Genomic DNA, 16,389 nt, shown 5'->3' on the forward strand with positions numbered 1-16,389 from the left:
AAATACTGGGAGGTACGATTAACAACCTCCCAATTCAATCTACTCTTGCTATTAGAGAAGCTTATTCTGATTTATAACCAAACCGAGCCAAGTAATGCCAAACCTTCTTTACGTCTTGTTGGTCATAACCTTGCTCTGTCACGGCTAGCCCCAGTATTTTCGCATTGATCTTGCCGTTTACCGCTAACTTTTTTGCGAGTTCTATAAACGACTGGCCGCGATAATCTGGGTAGCGACTCATCTCTTCTAGGCTTAATTCGTAGCCATTGTGCCACTTTATCGGAACGCCCAATTTCACCGCGCGTTCTTCAATAATCGTCGAGCGGTAAATAGGGTCTAATACAAGACATTCAATATCGTCTTTCAGAGAGATAACCCCATGAACATGTGCCTCGATATAATCATCAAGTAAATCAACATCGGATGACAATGCTTTATCAACTAATGCCTGCACACGGCTAGAAACGGCGAAGTCCTCTGGCTCAAAGAAACTGTCGGGATAGCAAAACGTGGTTCGTTCCAAGGTCTCCGCTTTCAGTTGGAAGTAACAGGATCCAAAACGAGGTGACGCACCTGTTTCGTAGTTTCTGTAGTTCAATGCACCATATTTAGGCCTAAGCGCATCGGGAGCACTGTCGTAAGCACCGTCAAATACACGTTTTTCCCATAACCAACGGTCACCACCGGGATAAGCCGTCATACCACCGTTACTGGTACCTGTTTCAAATTGAGACTTCAAACACCCATCGTCAGCAATTACTTCGAGCAAAGGTTTATTGTCAGACGTATAACGATCGGAGTGGAAGTTGATCGTCACCGAGCAACTCGTTAAACAATCCGTACCTTGTGATTTCAATCGGATGTTTTCGATTGCTTGCTCTACTGCGTTGTCAGCCATGAAATCTCCTGTTTTCGAGAAAGAATACTGCGCCGACTAAACAAATAGTACGACACAGACAATAAACTTAACCTATTAAGATATGAACACAAAGTTCAACTTAGACAAGATATGCAGACAGCGGCAAATGACCTACTGCGCCTCAGGGGATGAAGCTTCCGAGCTAACCCGAAATTCCGCTTGGCTAAGCTTCTCTTTCGCTAAAGCCTCTTGCTGCTCTATGAAGCTAAAGAAGTTGCTCTCGCTAATGAACGGGTTATTCGAATCATCGACATTTCGTTTCTCACGATTAGCGAATAAATGATTCTTATGTGGATGGTTAGACAAATTCACACTCACTACAGGCGGCTGCAAAGCGATCTCTCGGACTCTGTCCATGCTCTCGAAGAACTGCTTCGCTAGCTTTGGATCTCGTGTATTTATACTGTGTCCGCCAACAACAAATGCGCGATACGATATACCCTTGTCCTTCACCATAAGATCTATTGAATAGTCCCCTTCCGTGTGGCCGGGTGTAAGGTAAAACTTAAACTCGTCTTCACCAACGCTAAGGCTGCTACTGTCTTGCACAAATAACTCTACTTGGGGAGGCAAAAAGGTATTCTTACCGCTGCTTTTATTGGCTTGAGCAATGGCTAATTCGTAGCCCTTCTGCGTCATCACAACTTTTGAGCCATATTCAGACTGAAGATATTGCGCTCCACCAGCATGATCAGAATGGCCGTGAGTGACCAAAATATGCGTGATTGCCTTATCTTGTAATCCAAGCTTTTCTAAATTAATTGGTATCCATAGCGAATAAGGGAAATCGAGTGTATCAATCAGAACTAATCCCTTTGAAGTCTTTACCGCATAAGACGACACCCACCTATCACCAACGTAATAAACATTATCGAACATTTGGAAAGGTTCAACATAGCCATTTTTAATCGACATTTCCGGAACGTTTTCAGATGCTATTACACTCGTCGAAACCAGTAAAAATAAGCCAATAAATAGCTTTTTCATGTCCCCTCCTAGATTGCTGACGTTGCATAATTTTAGCTGCAACACCTTAATTAAATTAACCTTTCTAATAAACGACACTGATACTCTGCGACACATTTTAGCTCAGCAGTATGTGCAGGGAATTGTTCGTGAAGAAAACACAATGCATCCGCTAACGTTATTTGATGTAGATTCGACGTATACCCGAAAACCAATCGGTGGACATTGTCATAGAACTCATCGGAGCTATCTGAACTTTGACACTGTGCCAAGATAGCTTGATCAAGCTCATCGTCTGGATCTTCCAATGGGCTCTTGGCCTGTCGATAAAGATTAGAAAGCATCGAGTCATATTGCTCTTTCGACAGTTCTTCTTTGCAACGCAATATCCATGTAAGCGTAATTAGGTTGTGCCCAAAGAAACCAAACTGTTTGAGGCATGCTTGTAATACCTTGTCGAGCTCTACGACTTCGCTTGTGTCAGTGCTTCGATCGCCACCAGAGCGGGTCGATGTGACAAATTCAGTAAAGCGGTTAAGGAATGCTGGAATCTGAGACGGCTCTAACTCACGGTAAACACGATTCAGCGCTAATAAGATGGTCACATTGTGGGAAAGATATTCACTTATTTGAGAAGCCTGCGAAACGTAATGCGAGAAGATATCTTGAAAGCCCTTATTCTCATGCCACTGCATTAAAGCAACATACGCCGCTGGGTATACCCCACTTTCCAATATCCTATGAATACGAAAATCCGTAAACTTTGGCGCCAGCACCGTTGCAGAATACTCGCCTAAAACCTCAATCTCAGTTTGGTCTATCAACTCACTCGTTTTAAGCCAGACATTGTCTGATTTAGCGAAATAAGCATTCAGATAATTCGCAGCCAAATAAGCTTTTAAAGAATGAGGTTGATGGATGCTGGCACTGCTATAAAGTGCCTTTTCCAATAGTTGGTCGCTTGTCATGTTTCCTCCGTGAAAGTGACGTTTGGTGAGAGAATCAAGATTGCTCAACACCGAACGTCCAAATACACATCATATGCTTATCGTAATGCACGGGAAAATGCCATGCATTACGATTCAACCTAAAGCCATTAACTAAGGGGGTTATTTGCTCAGGTTGTTTGGAAATACGTTAGTTTTTACTTCCGTAGCAAACTCATTTGCTGCGTCAAAGATAGTTTGGCTGCAATGTGCGTACTGTTTTGAAAATGGAGGCCACCGGTTACCAAGCCCAAGCGCATCATTGATCACTAATACCTGACCATCACAATAGGCACCCGCGCCAATTCCAATCGTAGGGATGCTAATCTCTTGAGTAATCGATTCGCCAAGTGAAGAAGGTATGTGCTCAAGCACCAACATAAACGCACCCGCTTCTTGAATCGCTTTTGCTTCTTCGCTTACGGTTTGAGCATCTTCAGCAGATTGCCCTACTTTCTTGAAGTTTGTTGCCGTTTGCGGTGTTAACCCCGTGTGGCCAACAACTGGGATATTGTTTGCGACAAGGTGAGCAATAACATCGAGTTTTGCCCCTTCCAGCTTTATGCTGTCGGCACCAGCCTGCATCAGCCTTTTAGCATTAACTAACGCAACTTCAGGAGAACGATCGGTTAAGTATGGGAGGTCGCCAATAATGTGAGTATTTGGAGCACCTCGACGCACCGCCCCTACATGATATTCCATGTGCTCAATGGTCACATCTCTCGTACTACTGAAGCCCATTTCAACCATGCCGACCGTGTCACCAACGAGAATAATAGGTATCCCAGCAGATTCGATACTTGCAGCCACAGGGAATGTATAAGCGGTCAACATCGGAATACGTTGTTTCCCTTTCATTTCCATAAAAGAACTTGGAGTGTGTTTCATGTTCTTGCTCTCATAAAATCATGCGTTATTAAAGCACTGATACTATTAGTTTTAATTGAGCTATGGAAGAGAAAATGTGGTGTTGATTAAACGCCCACAAATTAGGTTAAATTCAGAAAATGCGCTGAGTTAGTGGGCGTTAAACTCACGAAGAGTAATGATTAAGAGGAATTAAGTTTTCGTCTATAAATCCGTAACCCAACCTCAAACTATGTGTAGTGGCTCAAATGCTTCTCTATAAACTCGATATCTGCGCGAAAAAAATCACCAAGAGGTATCGCTGAGGGTTCTAGCCAATAGAAAGTTTGCTGTCTTTCTGCGTCGACCATTTTCGGTTCATGATTTAGATCCGCGCGCAAAACGAAGTAATGAATCTCACCACCGAAGTTGTTCTGCCCTTGATGAGTGCCGAGGAGTTTTAAATCTTTAAGACCCGTTTCTTCCCACAACTCTCTAATTGCGGCTTCGCGCCCCGACTCTCCGGGATCAACTGAACCTCCAGGGAACTCAAAAACAATTCCTTGGCGATGTCTAAAACGCTTTTGGATTAAGACTTTCCCTTCTCTTACAACCACCGCCATAGCTATGTTTTTCATGTGAGCTTTCCTTGGCTTTGTTGCGTAATTCAGTTTAGAGACAGAGCCACCCTGTTTCGCATGCTTTTTAGTCAATACGACAAGTTTCAGGCATACCTAACCCAGTAAGCTTGTTCAACGCTTTTATCATCGCGTAAGTTTCCCCCACCTGTGCATTGTAATTTCTTAAGCTCAATCGGCCTCCTAGCAACTGTTTAACTCGATACATCGCTGTTTCTGACAATGAACGTCTGTGGTATCCATACCGCTCTTTCCAATACTTATTTTAACCGTATAGCTTCTGGCAACCCACGGCGATATTTCGAGGGTGACCACGCTCCCAGAAGGCTGCTCTTTCTCTTGGGGGAATAAGCGCAACGGCTCGCTTAATCTTAATAGCAGCGTGACACGCTCTTGTGTCATAAGCGCCATCACCAGACACCTCAAGGATACTTCGGCGTGTTTGTTTTAGTAAATTCGGGAGTACTTCTCCATCTGTAACCGTTGATAAACTTAGCTCGGCGGCAATGATCTCATGAGTGTTGGTATCGACGGCAATATGAAGCTTTCGCCAGACTCTACGCTTGCCATCCGTCCCATGTTTTTTGACTTTCCATTCACCTTCGCCATAAACCTTAAGGCCAGTAGCATCAATGGCCAGGTGCTGTATCGCTCCTCTCGTTTTAGTCTTAAATGAGACCTCAACTTGCTTGGCTCTACGACTGATGCAGGTGTAATGCGGACAACTTAACGGTACATGGGCTAACCTAAATATCGAGTCGATAAATCCTTGCAGCGCTCTCAATGGCATAGAAAAAACCCGTTTCACCATGAGTGCTGTCGTGATAGCTAAATCACTGAACCGACGTGGCCTCCCACGCTTATTTTGTTTGCTTTGCGCCCAGCCGCTTATTGCCTCTTCATCAATCCAAAAGGTCAGAGAACCACGGTTAATGAGTGATTGGTTATATTGCTTCCAGTTGGTTATATTGCTTCCAGTTGGTTGTTTTGTAACGAGGTTTAGGCATAGAGCTACGAGAGGTAGTGGACGTAGCTGATCAGATCGTAGGCTCTGGATTTAGTTCCATTGAATTACGCAACAAAGCCGCTTTCCTTGTTACTCTCTACGGGAAAAATGCCGAGCATTGTGAATCAGACTTAAATACCCTGTTGTAGCTTTATGTGTATTGCTCAACGATTTGCCTAATTTTCTGTGCTGCCAAAAATATTTGAAATGCTGTTAAACCAGAAATCACGATCGCGTTCAACAAGATAGCACCTAAAACGACTTCACTTATTTCTGACATGAAGAACCAAATAGAAAAGCTTGCCGCGCTACACAATATTGCTATTAAGTATGATGCCATTATTCGATCGGTTATTTTATTAAATGAACTCCACTCGTAGAGCTGCTTATTTGATGTATTTTCCAACGGAGCATGAAGTTTTTGCGAAATCTTAAATGTAATACCGGCTTTGTTGCGTAAATCGATGGAACCAAATCAAGAAGCTACGATCTGATCAGCTACACCTTTTAATCGTCGTAGCCTCATGCCTAAACCTCGTTACAAAACAACTAACTGGAAGCAGTACAATCAAGCCTTAACCAATCGTGGTTCTCTGACCTTTTGGATTGATGAGGAAGCGATAGCCGAGTGGAAGCAAAACAAACAAGGCAAGCGTGGTAGACCTCGCCGGTTCAGCGACTTAGCCATTACTACTGCATTGATGGTGAAACGCGTGTTCTCTATGCCATTGAGAGCGCTGCAAGGATTTCTAGACTCCGTATTTAAGCTGGCTAACATCCCACTTGTTTGCCCACACTACACCTGTATAAGCCGCCGAGCTAAGGAAGTTGAGGTTTCATTTAAACCCAAAACCAGAGGAGCAATACAACATCTGGCAATTGATGCCACTGGCCTCAAGGTTTATGGCGAAGGTGAATGGAAGGTCAAAAAGCATGGTACTGATGGGAAGCGCAGAGTCTGGCGTAAGCTACATTTAGCCGTTGATACTAGCAGTCACGAAATAGTCGCAGCAGAGCTGAGTTTATCTAACGTTACCGATGGCGAAGTGCTTCCCAACCTACTTAAGCAGACACGTCGTAAAATCATTGAGGTATCAGGTGATGGTGCTTATGACACAAGACATTGCCATGATGCAATACGTATAAAGCGAGCGGTTCCGCTAATCCCGCCACGCGAAGGGGCTGCCTTCTGGGAGCAAGGACACCCTCGCAATTTAGCAGTTGGTTGTCAGAAGCTTTATGGCTCCAACAATAAGTGGAAAAAGCGGTATGGCTATCACAAGCGGTCGCTATCAGAGACAGCAATGTATCGAGTGAAACAGTTGCTAGGTGGGAAATTAAGCCTGAGAAACTACAACGCTCAAGTTGGCGAGACTTACGCTATGATCAAAGCGCTGAATAAGCTTACGGGGTTAGGTATGCCTGAAACTCAGTATATTGTTTAAGAGTCAAGCACATGGGACAGGCATGTCTTCGCTCTGAATTAAGCAACAAAGCCTATGCATTTGACCAGTGAGCATAAAATAAACTTCCATAGCTCATCGTTGCCTTTAAGCTTTTGACCGACAATCACAAAAAACTCCGGGAAATTATAAGTGATAGCAATGCTTAAGAGCAGAACTAAAAACTCCGGTGAGATAATACTGAAACGGATAATGTCTGCTAATCGTTTCATCAGTGACCTAGGTGCCTTTTTTCTTTGATTTCGTCAAATATACCTATAGCTTTCAGATATAGCTCTTCTGGCTCGGGATTTTTATCAAAAGAGAAGTTTTTTACCGTTTCAGAAGTTTTTATGGTTACTACTTCATTATCTCTTTTTCCTCTTACTGTACCGTGCCCATACCCATCAGCAGCCATTAATATTGCAGCGTCACCAATTGGCAGAGGCTCTTCTGAAACATATTGTTCTTCTACTGTTTGGTTTGCGGCTTTTTCGATATGGTAAGGAAGATCTGTGTTTAATGGCTGATTTTCTGGAGCATCTTCAACGACAGTCATACGATCTGTATTTCGCTTAATTAGGTAATCTTTTAGCTCAGCCCACAAACAACCAAACATAGGGTTTGGTGGAGAGATCTTAGCGTTAACATGGTATATACCGTCAAGAGAAGAGACTTTTGCAGCAAATGAACGTAAATCTGATACTAACTCGATATCACAGTCTACAAAAAACCTTTGATATGTCTCTTCTATAATTGAACAAAAACGGTTCACAAACGCTTTCTGTTCAATATGATTATATACGTTTAAAAAAGCTATACCTGAATGGGATGGAATGTAAACAAAAGGGCTAGATGCCACTTTGAGATTTGGCTCAATTTGTGTTTCTTCGGTTCGCTTATGAGTATCCACAACAGTAACTTCACCCAGCGGTTTATATTTGCTAAGTCGACCAAATATGTAATTTACACCATCTAACTTAACTTCTTGCACATCGATAAATGTCCAAGATGAGCCTCGATGAGAGATTGAGACTGGTTCTTTTATTGCGTTCATTAACTTTTCTTGATCAAGAGTACCAAGCTTTAATACTCGACCTAAATAATACGTACCTGAGCTAGACACTCATGACTCCTTAAAAAATTAATAACAGATACTAAACAAAAATTCTTTATTTAAGTGGAAAGCTGTTCGTCTAGTTCCCTATGTAGCCTATCTTAAGCGACTCACTCCATTCATAACAATGACTTATCGTTCTTAGTTTGTGATTGAACATGAAAATGTAGATGTTTTCCTATCTAACGAGACTAAGTGTTAAAAAAGGTGAGTTCTGTGCTTAGTGGTATTGTTAAAACAAGTTTACTATTGATAATAAAGACAATACCCCCACTTCCAAAAACGCTCTTATTTACTTATTTGTAATTAAGATAAAATAAGAAAAATATCGAATTCAACTTAGAAATTTTCATTCTATAAATTTAAACAAAGCGGTTTTTAATAACTCCCGCCCCTTCATACGTTTACGATAAATAATAAAATAGGATTTTATAAAAATAATTTGATCAATAAGAATTTTTGTAAACTTTGAATTACATACTCTAAAATTTAATCTCTAATAAAAACTTGTCATAAGCCGAAATGCTCTTCCAATCTTGATTCGCAACACATGGCATTAGCGTGTTGCATATAGACTTCCTATAAAGCCGTTGGGAAGAAGGAGTTTATATAAAATCAGGAACAAGAAATGAACCAACAACATCAACTAAGCTGGAAAATAGCAGCTATTCTAGGTACATCTTTTGGCTTTAATGCACACGCTGCTGAAATGGTCACCATCGAGAACGATAGCCTACTCCAACAAAGCCTCATTGCTCAATCAAAGAGCATTGCACCGCTAGAGCTAGGTTTTTCTGAAGTTAAACGGGTGGTACTGCCCAATGGAAAAACCAAAGTACGCTACCAACAAACCCACTTTGGTCTACCCGTCTTTAATACCTCCGTTGTCGCCACCCTATCCAAAAACCAACCCTCACAAGTATTTGGTTCAATGGCGCAAGGGATCAGCGATGATCTATCACACATCGCGCCTAAATTGAATCAAGAGCAAGCCATCGAAGCTGCATTGTCCTCCCACCGCTCGTTTACCGTCGGCAAAAAGTCGATTGAAAACAAAAATGCGAAGTTAGTTGTCAGGCTCGATGAGAACCAAACCGCACAGATGGTGTATTTGGTCGATTTTTTTGTCGCGTCCAATTACCCAGAACGTCCTTTCTTCTTTATTGATGCCATGACGGGGGAAGTCCTTCAAAAATGGAACGGATTAAATCACGCCAAAGCCTTGGGAACTGGACCTGGTGGTAATACCAAAACCAATCGATATGAATATGGTACTGACTTTCCAGGATTCTCGATTGATAAAGCCGGGACCACATGTACGTTAGAGAACGACGCAGTGAAAACGGTCGACTTGAATAACAGAACTTCTGGTAGTTCAGCTTACAGTTACAACTGTAGCGATGACACCAACTACACAGATCGTAAATACGTGAATGGCGCCTACTCTCCCCTTAACGATGCGCATTATTTCGGCAACGTCGTCTTTGATATGTACAAAGAGTGGATGAACACATCACCTTTATCGTTCCAACTCACTATGCGTGTTCACTACAGTACCGATTATGAGAATGCCTTCTGGAATGGTTCATCCATGACTTTTGGTGACGGCAAAAATACCTTCTACCCATTAGTCGATATCAACGTCAGTGCGCATGAGGTGAGCCACGGTTTCACCGAACAAAACTCCGGGTTGGTCTACAGAAACATGTCAGGCGGTATAAACGAGGCCTTCTCCGACATCGCAGGCGAAGCGGCTGAATACTATCTGCGTGGAAATGTGGACTGGATTGTCGGTAGCGATATCTTCAAATCGGAAGGTGGCTTGCGTTACTTTGATCAACCATCAAAAGATGGTCGTTCAATCGATCACGCCTCTGATTACTACGATGGTTTGAATGTTCACTTGTCGAGCGGTGTTTATAACCGAGCATTTTACCTTTTAGCTAACAAATCAGGCTGGGACGTACGCAAAGGCTTTGAAATCTTTACCGTCGCCAACCAACTGTATTGGACAGCCAACAGTACCTTTGATGCCGGTGCATGTGGCGTAGCCAAAGCGGCTGCAGATATGGGTTATACGGTTGCCGACGTGGAAGATGCGTTTAATAGTGTTGGCGTCAACGCAAGCTGCAGCCCTACCATTCCGGTTGACAATGTGCTCACCAAAGGGACGCCTATCGCGAACCTAAGTGGTAACAAATACTCTGAAAGTTTCTACACATTCTCCGTAGATTCTGCATCAAGCGTAACGGTGGCAATGTCTGGCGGAACTGGCGATGCAGATCTGTATGTCAAAGCAGGCAGTAAACCAAGTACCTCAAGTTATGATTGCCGCCCTTATCGTACCGGTAATAACGAGCAATGCAGTGTTAACGCGCAGCCGGGCGTTACCTATCACGTGTTACTTCGTGGGTACACAAATTACTCTGGAGTGACTTTGCGCCTAGATTAAGCCTATGCACTTCGATTGCTGATACATAGTTAATTGCTTATAGGCTACTAATATAACAACCTCTGCTTATGCTAAGCGTGAACAGAGGTTTTATTTTTGGGTCATACTCTTTTAGATTACATTGTTAACGTATTTCTTTCATAGCTAACAACACTATTGACAGAAGAGCCGTTTAAGTTCTTCAGAATACCTTCTGTATTTTGTATACAGGGAAGCGAGCACCTTCGATAAACCCTTTATGGAAACTACATGACAAATAACGGCTACTTTTAATTGTGCCGACTCGCCCTTAAGGATTAGCACCATTGATCATATCATCCGCACAGTTTAAGCAAGCTGAGTTCGTGGAGTCTAGTATCGGTAGAGGTATTTTGAAAATCAGAACTTTATATTTTAGACAATAGCGTTTTAGCGCAAAGCACTAAAACGCACATTAGGATTGAATTATTTATTGAAGAAACCTAATAGCACATCCGCTGCCCGCGTTATTGCCATTGGTTTGTAGAAAATGTTGGCCGTCGTTTATGGCTTTGTGGTTAAACAGAGTACATCACTGTCGCTTCACCATCGACGGCGATTTCACCATTCGCGTTCAATACTTGAGTAGATATCACAGCGATAGGTTTGTCTTCACGCACTCTGATCACTTCCACCTTGGCTGTGACAGTTTCGCCAACAAATATAGGACGAAGAAACTTCAAGGATTGCCCCAAGTAAATGCTGCCTGCGCCCGGCACTTTAGAAGCCAACAAGCCAGAGATAAGGCTCGATGCCAACATACCATGCACGATTGGACGCTCAAATTGTGTGGTTTTAGCGAAATCTTCATCTAAATGGATTGGGTTGTAGTCTTCCGAGACGCTAGCAAACGCTTCTACGGTTTGCTTATCTAATTTCTTTTCTATTGTGGCAATTTGTCCGATTTCTGGATTCATTATGCAGACTCCTTTTCCATGTCATTTTCTTGCACAATGACATCTTGAATGCGCTGCTTCACGTATTCACCTGGCGCATCCAGTTCACCTTCTAGCTCACGAGCTTCAATCATTTCGGAGAAGTTGCGCTCATCAACCCATTTTTGCCAATGTGACCACCACGAGCCATGGTGCTTGTCGGCGCTGGCAAGCCACTGAGATGGTGCTTGGTCGTTATCATCATTGGTCCAAAAACCATATTTATTGGAATCGGCATGGTTCATCGGCCCTGCAATATGACCACTCTCGGTAAGTACAAATTTATTGTCTCCACCTAGCAGTTTTGTGCCTTCAAAATTGCCGTCCCATAGCGCGATATGATCATCGATAGCAGAGAGGAAATAAGCCGGCGACTTTACTTTACCTAAATCAATCGCCACACCATCGATCACTAACTCACCTTTGGCGAGTCGATTCTCAAGATAGCACTGACGTAGCAGCTGGTTATGGGTCGCAGCGGTCACGTTGGTGTTGTCACAGTTCCAATAAAGGAGGTCGAATGCCATTGGGCTCTCCCCTTTCAAATAATTGGAAATGTAGTAATTCCAATACAGGCTGTTTTCACGAAGTAAGCTGAATGACACGGCCATTTGGCGGCCATCCATATAACCACGTTGGTTGTTTTGCGCTTCAATGCTGCTAATGATCGGATCATTGATGAAGACCCCTAACTCACCTGGCTTTTGGAAGTCGAGGATCGTAGTCAGCAGAGTGACCGATTTGATTCTCTGCTTACGACGTTTGCCAGAAAGGTAAGCCATGGCTGCGACTAAGGTGGTGCCACCGATGCAGTAACCGATACCGGTAACTTCTCGCTCGCCTGTGACACTTTCAATGGCATCAAGTGCAGGTAGCACGCCTTGAGTCACGTAGTTGCCAAAATCGACGTCTCGCATTTGAGCATTAGGGTTCACCCAAGAGATCATGAATACTGTGTGGCCTTGGCTGACCAACCACTTCACATAAGAGGTCTCTGGATTGACATCCATAATGTAATATTTGTTGACGAACGGCGGTACGATCAGTGTCGGGCGTTTATAGACTTGTTCTGTGGTCGGCTTGTATTGAATCAGCTCGAACATCTCGTTTTGAAAGACGATTTTTCCGGGCGTTGAGGCAATATTCTCCCCCAGTTTGAACTGGTTTTTATCCGTCATTCGAATATTGAGCATGTCGGCACTTTGCTCTAAATCCTGACGGAATTGCTTCATCCCCTGGATCAGGTTTTCACCCTTACTCTCCATGGTCAGCTTGAGTATCTCTGGGTTAGTCGACACGAAGTTACTTGGCGACATGGCATTCAAATACTGCCGAGTGAAAAATGAAAGGCGAGCTTTGGTCTCGTCGTCCAGACCATCTGCGTTCTCAACTGATTGTTGAATATTGTCACAAGCAAGTTTGTAGCTCTCTTTGATGTAACGATACAGTGGCGTGTCATTCCATGAAGGGTCACGAAAACGACGATCCGTCTCTTTAGTTTGTTCTTGAGTGCCGAGGATACAATCGTTAAGTAGATTAACTTGCTGCGCCCACCAATTCATCTGTTGCTCAACCATATTGGTTGGGTTCTGAGTCATTGAGCCCACCCACTTCGTAAAATCTTCCGATTGGGTTTTCATCAATGTCGATTGTGTTGGCTGCCCTAGATTGTCCATCCAGGCTTGTCCGTATTGGGACATGAGGTTCATCATACCTTCAAAGGGCGATTTATTTTCCATTCTGACATCCTTGTTAGAAGTGATGCTGAGAGATGGCGGCTAGACGTTACGCTCCGCCATCAACCGACAAGCAATAAACTAAGCACTTTTCGCAGTCTTTACCGCAGAAGCTGTAAGCTCGTCAGCGGCAGATTTAAAATCTTGACCAAGTTGAGTCAGCTTTTGGCTATCTTCCATGAGTTGTTGTGAGATCTTACTCGCCACTTCCATCTGTTTTGAACCATAAGCTGGAATATCTTGTGGCTGCTTTAACGAAGCTAAGCTCTGCAAAGACTCATTACCTAGCGCGCTATAAGCCTGAAGGCTATCAAGCTGAATCTTGGTCAGTGTCTCTATATTCTTAGTCACTAGTTGATTGAAGTTGTAGAACGGGTTAGTTACAGACTCTAGCTGCGATGTGAAAGCCTTAAATGTTTCCTGAGTAGACATAATTTCATTCCTTGTACTGAGCAGATCGAAGAAGTAAATGTGCGCTTCCTATGCAAATTTGATTTAAATTTGTTGCGCAACAGTTAACATATTGATCAAGATCAAAGTAAAAGTCATCCCGTTAAATGCCCGATAAATCGCTCTATAAATTCATTAATTTAAACATTTGTTTGAATTTTCGGTTCAGATGCTCATCACCCTAAATAGGTAAGTGGGTTCAAAGCGAACTCAATATGAACTGCGTTTAATACAACCCGCTCGATTTAGGAGATGAATTGACAGAAATGTGAGATTAGTCACTTTGTTGCGTAAGGTTGAATGAGGTTGTTCAGGATAGAACAACCCAAATAGGCTGCTAAACATGAACACTCAAGCTATAAGTTTGTAACCAGAGCGGGAGAGTTCATATTCAGAATAAAATGGGCTTTTTACCCAAGAAAGAGCGCAATGTTATCGACACAAATTCACTTTAGATGCCTGCCGCCATCAAGGTGCAATGTTCTTCCTGTCATGTAACGACTGGACAGTACATACTTGATGCCATCAACCACTTCCTCAAAACCCGCTTCTGCCGGAATCAAAGCTTTTTGCAGAGCTTTAGCCTTGTACGCCTCGTCATCATAATCATTGAATTTGATCATAGCTGGTGAGACAGTGTTTACTTTCACGTTGGGAGCCATCATCGCCGAGAACGAAAGCGTTAAGTTATTAAGCGCAGCTTTGCTTGCCGCGTAAGCGATATGTTTTTTACTGCCTTTTTCGGCAACATAGTCACTGATGTGGATGATATCTGAGGTTTGATCGCCAGACATCAGCAGGTCTTTGAGCGACAGATTGATAAGGTATGGTACGCCGACGTGAACTGCCATCATCTGGTTCATAATTTCTGCAGCGTTCTCGCTCGGATCTTTCTTATTCTCCGGCTTCCAATCAGAGGCATTATGAACGATGGCTCGAAGTGCTCTGTACTCTTGCCCTACATAGTGCAGAAAGTCCTCTACGCTGCTTTGCTGGTAAAAATCGACGTACTGTAGATCAGCCCCCTTATCACGCAGCTGTTGCAACTGAGGATATTCTCTGCGAAAGGTACCAATCACTTGGTACCCATCAGCCAGAAGTTGCTGAGCGAGTGCGAACCCTAATCGCTTCCCTACTCCAGTTATCAGAATCGTCTCACTCATCGTAAAAACTCAGCTCTAGTTTGAGGATTAGTTTTGAAAATGCCACCGAGCGCTGTTGTGGTCGTTTCAGAGTTGGCATCCATTACGCCTCGAGACTTCACGCAGTAATGCGTTGCTTTGATGGTCACCGCGACATTTTCTGTTTCAACGAGAGTCTGTATGGCAATCAAAACCTGCTGGGTTAAGCGCTCTTGGACTTGGGGGCGCTGCGCGAAGAATCGGACAATTCTGTTTATTTTTGACAGGCCAAGTATCTTAGATTCCGGAATGTAGGCCACTTGTGCCAAACCGTCGATAGTAATGAAGTGATGCTCACATGTGGAGGTTAAGTCGATGTCCGACACCTTAACCATCTCATCAACCGACATCTTGTTCTCTATCACGCTGATTTTTGGAAAGTTGTTGTAATCCAGTCCCGAAAAGATCTCATGCACGTACATCTTTGCGATGCGGTGAGGCGTTTCTGCAAGGCTGTCATCTGTCAGATCCAACCCCAACGTGCTGACAACTTCCGTTAACAGTCCCTTGATACGATTGTATTTTTGGTCGCTGTTCATTTCACTCGCGGTCATCGGAGTTTCAAGCCCTCTCGCCAGTAGAGCTGTTCTTACTTGTTCTGCTTCTGTACTCAACATTGGAACGCTCCTTAGAAGTTATTATCTTGGTCTGCTTCATAGCTCAGCGTGAGCGAAACGGAGTCGGCAAAACGCAGCGCGTGGGGTTTATCAATTCTCACTTGAGCGTACCGAACCCATGAATGATCAATGCAGATTCCAAGTACATCGCTGGTTAACTTTTCTAGAAGCAGAAATCTTCCAGACTCGACATGATGAATGATCTTCTTGCAGATGTTTTTATAGTTGAGAGCATTGTCGACGTCATCAGAGAGGCAAAGGTTGTTCGCTGGATAATGAATCTCTGCGTTTATAACAATGTCTTGCTGCTTGGTTTTCTCTTCTTCGTTGAAGCCGATGAAGGTTCGTAGTCTGAGGTTTGTGATGGTAATAATGGCGTTGTGGTTCATAACAGTTTCCATTCCGTCGAAATTGATATCAGGTACGTGCTTGTTTTAAGAAAAGATCAAATAAAGCTCTGATAATAAGAGTCTGCGGTTTTTGTCAGCTCTGAAGGCATTACGTGAGACTGAGCTCGAAAGGGATTGGGTCGGTTTTCTGACTCGACTGGTCAAAACTATTCCAAAGCTCTTGGAACGAGGTATTAAGAATTGGGTGATTGGCAGTCGCGGCAAGGTCGACTAACGGGCGAAGCACAAAAGCGTACTCGGTAATTTCACCTCTAGGTAACTCCACCCCGTCGATAATGCCTACTTGATCACCGTACAGAAGGATATCGATATCCATGGTTCGCGCAGCATACTCTTTAGTCTCGCGTTGGCGGCCGTTATCGGATTCGATTCGATGAAGAGTTTTAGATAATTCTGCGATAGGAAGGTCGCATTCAAACCCCACGACAAGATTGAGGAAGTTGTCTCCTTCAAAGCCGACTGGCTCACAATCGTAAAACTGAGAAATTTGCAGTGGAGCGAAGCGATGGTTCAACGCTTTGAGAGATTCTGTGATGTGGTGTTCGCGATTAATGTTGCTTCCGATGCTGACATAGACGATGGCCATAGTATTTCTTCCTTTTTAAGCAGCCTATACGTCCTACTCGCTATGAAGATCAGCTATATGTCCTTTAATGTCGGGTCGATACTG

General features: G+C 43.4%; 17 protein-coding genes and 1 pseudogene. 2 read left to right on the forward strand and 16 right to left on the reverse strand.

The genetic code is table 11. From position 1 onward, the window contains the following. Positions 1–61: 61 nt before the first annotated feature. The 7 genes and pseudogenes from OCV52_RS08910 to OCV52_RS08940 all read right to left on the reverse strand — a co-directional run bounded on the left by OCV52_RS08910 (position 62) and on the right by OCV52_RS08940 (position 5,641). On the reverse strand, positions 62–898 hold the full coding sequence (locus OCV52_RS08910; RefSeq protein ID WP_137408550.1) for a DUF3626 domain-containing protein: 837 nt from the start codon (positions 896–898) through the stop codon (positions 62–64). A gap of 132 nt (positions 899–1,030) precedes the next feature. Beyond that, positions 1,031–1,906, reverse strand: a complete 876-nt coding sequence (locus OCV52_RS08915; protein WP_137408549.1) for an MBL fold metallo-hydrolase — start codon at positions 1,904–1,906, stop codon at positions 1,031–1,033. 50 nt (positions 1,907–1,956) lie between these two features. Continuing rightward, positions 1,957–2,853: a hypothetical protein gene (locus tag OCV52_RS08920; RefSeq protein WP_137408548.1), complete on the reverse strand. Its 897-nt coding sequence runs from the start codon at positions 2,851–2,853 to the stop codon at positions 1,957–1,959. A gap of 141 nt (positions 2,854–2,994) precedes the next feature. After that, on the reverse strand, positions 2,995–3,759 hold the full coding sequence (gene panB / locus OCV52_RS08925) for a 3-methyl-2-oxobutanoate hydroxymethyltransferase (RefSeq protein WP_137408547.1): 765 nt from the start codon (positions 3,757–3,759) through the stop codon (positions 2,995–2,997). Positions 3,760–3,968: 209 nt separating this feature from the next. Next, on the reverse strand, positions 3,969–4,355 hold the full coding sequence (locus OCV52_RS08930; protein WP_137408546.1) for an NUDIX hydrolase: 387 nt from the start codon (positions 4,353–4,355) through the stop codon (positions 3,969–3,971). 67 nt (positions 4,356–4,422) lie between these two features. After that, a pseudogene (locus OCV52_RS08935) lies at positions 4,423–5,362 on the reverse strand (IS5 family transposase). 150 nt (positions 5,363–5,512) lie between these two features. Beyond that, positions 5,513–5,641: a hypothetical protein gene (locus tag OCV52_RS08940; protein ID WP_261900841.1), complete on the reverse strand. Its 129-nt coding sequence runs from the start codon at positions 5,639–5,641 to the stop codon at positions 5,513–5,515. Positions 5,642–5,885: 244 nt separating this feature from the next. Here OCV52_RS08940 and OCV52_RS08945 point away from each other — a divergent pair, with 244 nt between their 5' ends. Beyond that, positions 5,886–6,806 (forward strand): IS5 family transposase, encoded by a 921-nt coding sequence (locus OCV52_RS08945; protein WP_096995464.1) that lies wholly within the window; start codon positions 5,886–5,888, stop codon positions 6,804–6,806. A 38-nt stretch (positions 6,807–6,844) separates the two neighbouring features. Here the strand turns inward: OCV52_RS08945 and OCV52_RS08950 are convergent, their stop codons facing one another. Both OCV52_RS08950 and OCV52_RS08955 read right to left on the reverse strand, forming a co-directional pair. Next, positions 6,845–7,036, reverse strand: a complete 192-nt coding sequence (locus OCV52_RS08950; RefSeq protein WP_137408014.1) for a hypothetical protein — start codon at positions 7,034–7,036, stop codon at positions 6,845–6,847. After that, positions 7,036–7,929, reverse strand: coding sequence for a hypothetical protein (locus OCV52_RS08955; RefSeq protein WP_240700685.1), 894 nt, complete (start codon positions 7,927–7,929; stop codon positions 7,036–7,038). Before OCV52_RS08955 ends, OCV52_RS08950 begins: the two co-directional genes overlap by 1 nt. Positions 7,930–8,548: 619 nt before the next feature. Here OCV52_RS08955 and OCV52_RS08960 point away from each other — a divergent pair. Continuing rightward, on the forward strand, positions 8,549–10,372 hold the full coding sequence (locus OCV52_RS08960; RefSeq protein WP_137408015.1) for a M4 family metallopeptidase: 1,824 nt from the start codon (positions 8,549–8,551) through the stop codon (positions 10,370–10,372). Between the two features lie 536 nt (positions 10,373–10,908). On the opposite strand, the gene OCV52_RS08965 is transcribed toward OCV52_RS08960, so the two are convergent. The 7 genes from OCV52_RS08965 to folK all read right to left on the reverse strand — a co-directional run bounded on the left by OCV52_RS08965 (position 10,909) and on the right by folK (position 16,305). Then, positions 10,909–11,307 carry a MaoC family dehydratase gene (locus OCV52_RS08965; protein ID WP_137408016.1) on the reverse strand — a complete coding sequence of 133 codons (399 nt, stop codon included), beginning with the start codon at positions 11,305–11,307 and terminating at the stop codon, positions 10,909–10,911. Beyond that, positions 11,307–13,064 carry a class I poly(R)-hydroxyalkanoic acid synthase gene (gene phaC / locus OCV52_RS08970; protein ID WP_137408017.1) on the reverse strand — a complete coding sequence of 586 codons (1,758 nt, stop codon included), beginning with the start codon at positions 13,062–13,064 and terminating at the stop codon, positions 11,307–11,309. The genes OCV52_RS08965 and phaC overlap by 1 nt, the downstream gene beginning before the upstream one ends. Before the next feature lie 78 nt (positions 13,065–13,142). After that, positions 13,143–13,493, reverse strand: coding sequence for a phasin family protein (locus OCV52_RS08975; RefSeq protein WP_004738385.1), 351 nt, complete (start codon positions 13,491–13,493; stop codon positions 13,143–13,145). Between the two features lie 464 nt (positions 13,494–13,957). Continuing rightward, entirely contained in the window at positions 13,958–14,674 is a 717-nt protein-coding gene (gene folM, locus OCV52_RS08980; RefSeq protein WP_105024794.1) for a dihydromonapterin reductase, read from the reverse strand. After that, complete coding sequence (gene folE / locus OCV52_RS08985; protein ID WP_105024793.1) at positions 14,671–15,309, reverse strand: GTP cyclohydrolase I FolE; 639 nt, start codon at positions 15,307–15,309, stop codon at positions 14,671–14,673. The genes folM and folE overlap by 4 nt, the downstream gene beginning before the upstream one ends. 11 nt (positions 15,310–15,320) lie before the next feature. Beyond that, positions 15,321–15,698, reverse strand: coding sequence for a dihydroneopterin triphosphate 2'-epimerase (gene folX, locus OCV52_RS08990; protein ID WP_063522227.1), 378 nt, complete (start codon positions 15,696–15,698; stop codon positions 15,321–15,323). A 109-nt stretch (positions 15,699–15,807) separates the two neighbouring features. Then, positions 15,808–16,305, reverse strand: a complete 498-nt coding sequence (gene folK / locus OCV52_RS08995; protein ID WP_137408018.1) for a 2-amino-4-hydroxy-6-hydroxymethyldihydropteridine diphosphokinase — start codon at positions 16,303–16,305, stop codon at positions 15,808–15,810. Positions 16,306–16,389 lie beyond the last annotated feature (84 nt).

The sequence above is a fragment of the Vibrio chagasii genome (assembly GCF_024347355.1).
Taxonomy (GTDB): Bacteria; Pseudomonadota; Gammaproteobacteria; order Enterobacterales; family Vibrionaceae; genus Vibrio; species Vibrio chagasii.

Excerpts from the sequence above, each read along its gene's own strand:
- OCV52_RS08910 (WP_137408550.1), bottom strand. The coding sequence starts at position 898 with ATGGCTGACAACGCAGTAGAGCAAGCAATCGAAAACATCCGATTGAAA.
- OCV52_RS08915 (WP_137408549.1), bottom strand. The coding sequence starts at position 1,906 with ATGAAAAAGCTATTTATTGGCTTATTTTTACTGGTTTCGACGAGTGTA.
- OCV52_RS08920 (WP_137408548.1), bottom strand. The coding sequence starts at position 2,853 with ATGACAAGCGACCAACTATTGGAAAAGGCACTTTATAGCAGTGCCAGC.
- panB (WP_137408547.1), bottom strand. The coding sequence starts at position 3,759 with ATGAAACACACTCCAAGTTCTTTTATGGAAATGAAAGGGAAACAACGT.
- OCV52_RS08930 (WP_137408546.1), bottom strand. The coding sequence starts at position 4,355 with ATGAAAAACATAGCTATGGCGGTGGTTGTAAGAGAAGGGAAAGTCTTA.
- OCV52_RS08940 (WP_261900841.1), bottom strand. The coding sequence starts at position 5,641 with ATGTCAGAAATAAGTGAAGTCGTTTTAGGTGCTATCTTGTTGAACGCG.
- OCV52_RS08945 (WP_096995464.1), top strand. The coding sequence starts at position 5,886 with ATGCCTAAACCTCGTTACAAAACAACTAACTGGAAGCAGTACAATCAA.
- OCV52_RS08950 (WP_137408014.1), bottom strand. The coding sequence starts at position 7,036 with ATGAAACGATTAGCAGACATTATCCGTTTCAGTATTATCTCACCGGAG.
- OCV52_RS08960 (WP_137408015.1), top strand. The coding sequence starts at position 8,549 with ATGAACCAACAACATCAACTAAGCTGGAAAATAGCAGCTATTCTAGGT.
- OCV52_RS08965 (WP_137408016.1), bottom strand. The coding sequence starts at position 11,307 with ATGAATCCAGAAATCGGACAAATTGCCACAATAGAAAAGAAATTAGAT.
- phaC (WP_137408017.1), bottom strand. The coding sequence starts at position 13,064 with ATGGAAAATAAATCGCCCTTTGAAGGTATGATGAACCTCATGTCCCAA.
- OCV52_RS08975 (WP_004738385.1), bottom strand. The coding sequence starts at position 13,493 with ATGTCTACTCAGGAAACATTTAAGGCTTTCACATCGCAGCTAGAGTCT.
- folM (WP_105024794.1), bottom strand. The coding sequence starts at position 14,674 with ATGAGTGAGACGATTCTGATAACTGGAGTAGGGAAGCGATTAGGGTTC.
- folE (WP_105024793.1), bottom strand. The coding sequence starts at position 15,309 with ATGTTGAGTACAGAAGCAGAACAAGTAAGAACAGCTCTACTGGCGAGA.
- folX (WP_063522227.1), bottom strand. The coding sequence starts at position 15,698 with ATGAACCACAACGCCATTATTACCATCACAAACCTCAGACTACGAACC.
- folK (WP_137408018.1), bottom strand. The coding sequence starts at position 16,305 with ATGGCCATCGTCTATGTCAGCATCGGAAGCAACATTAATCGCGAACAC.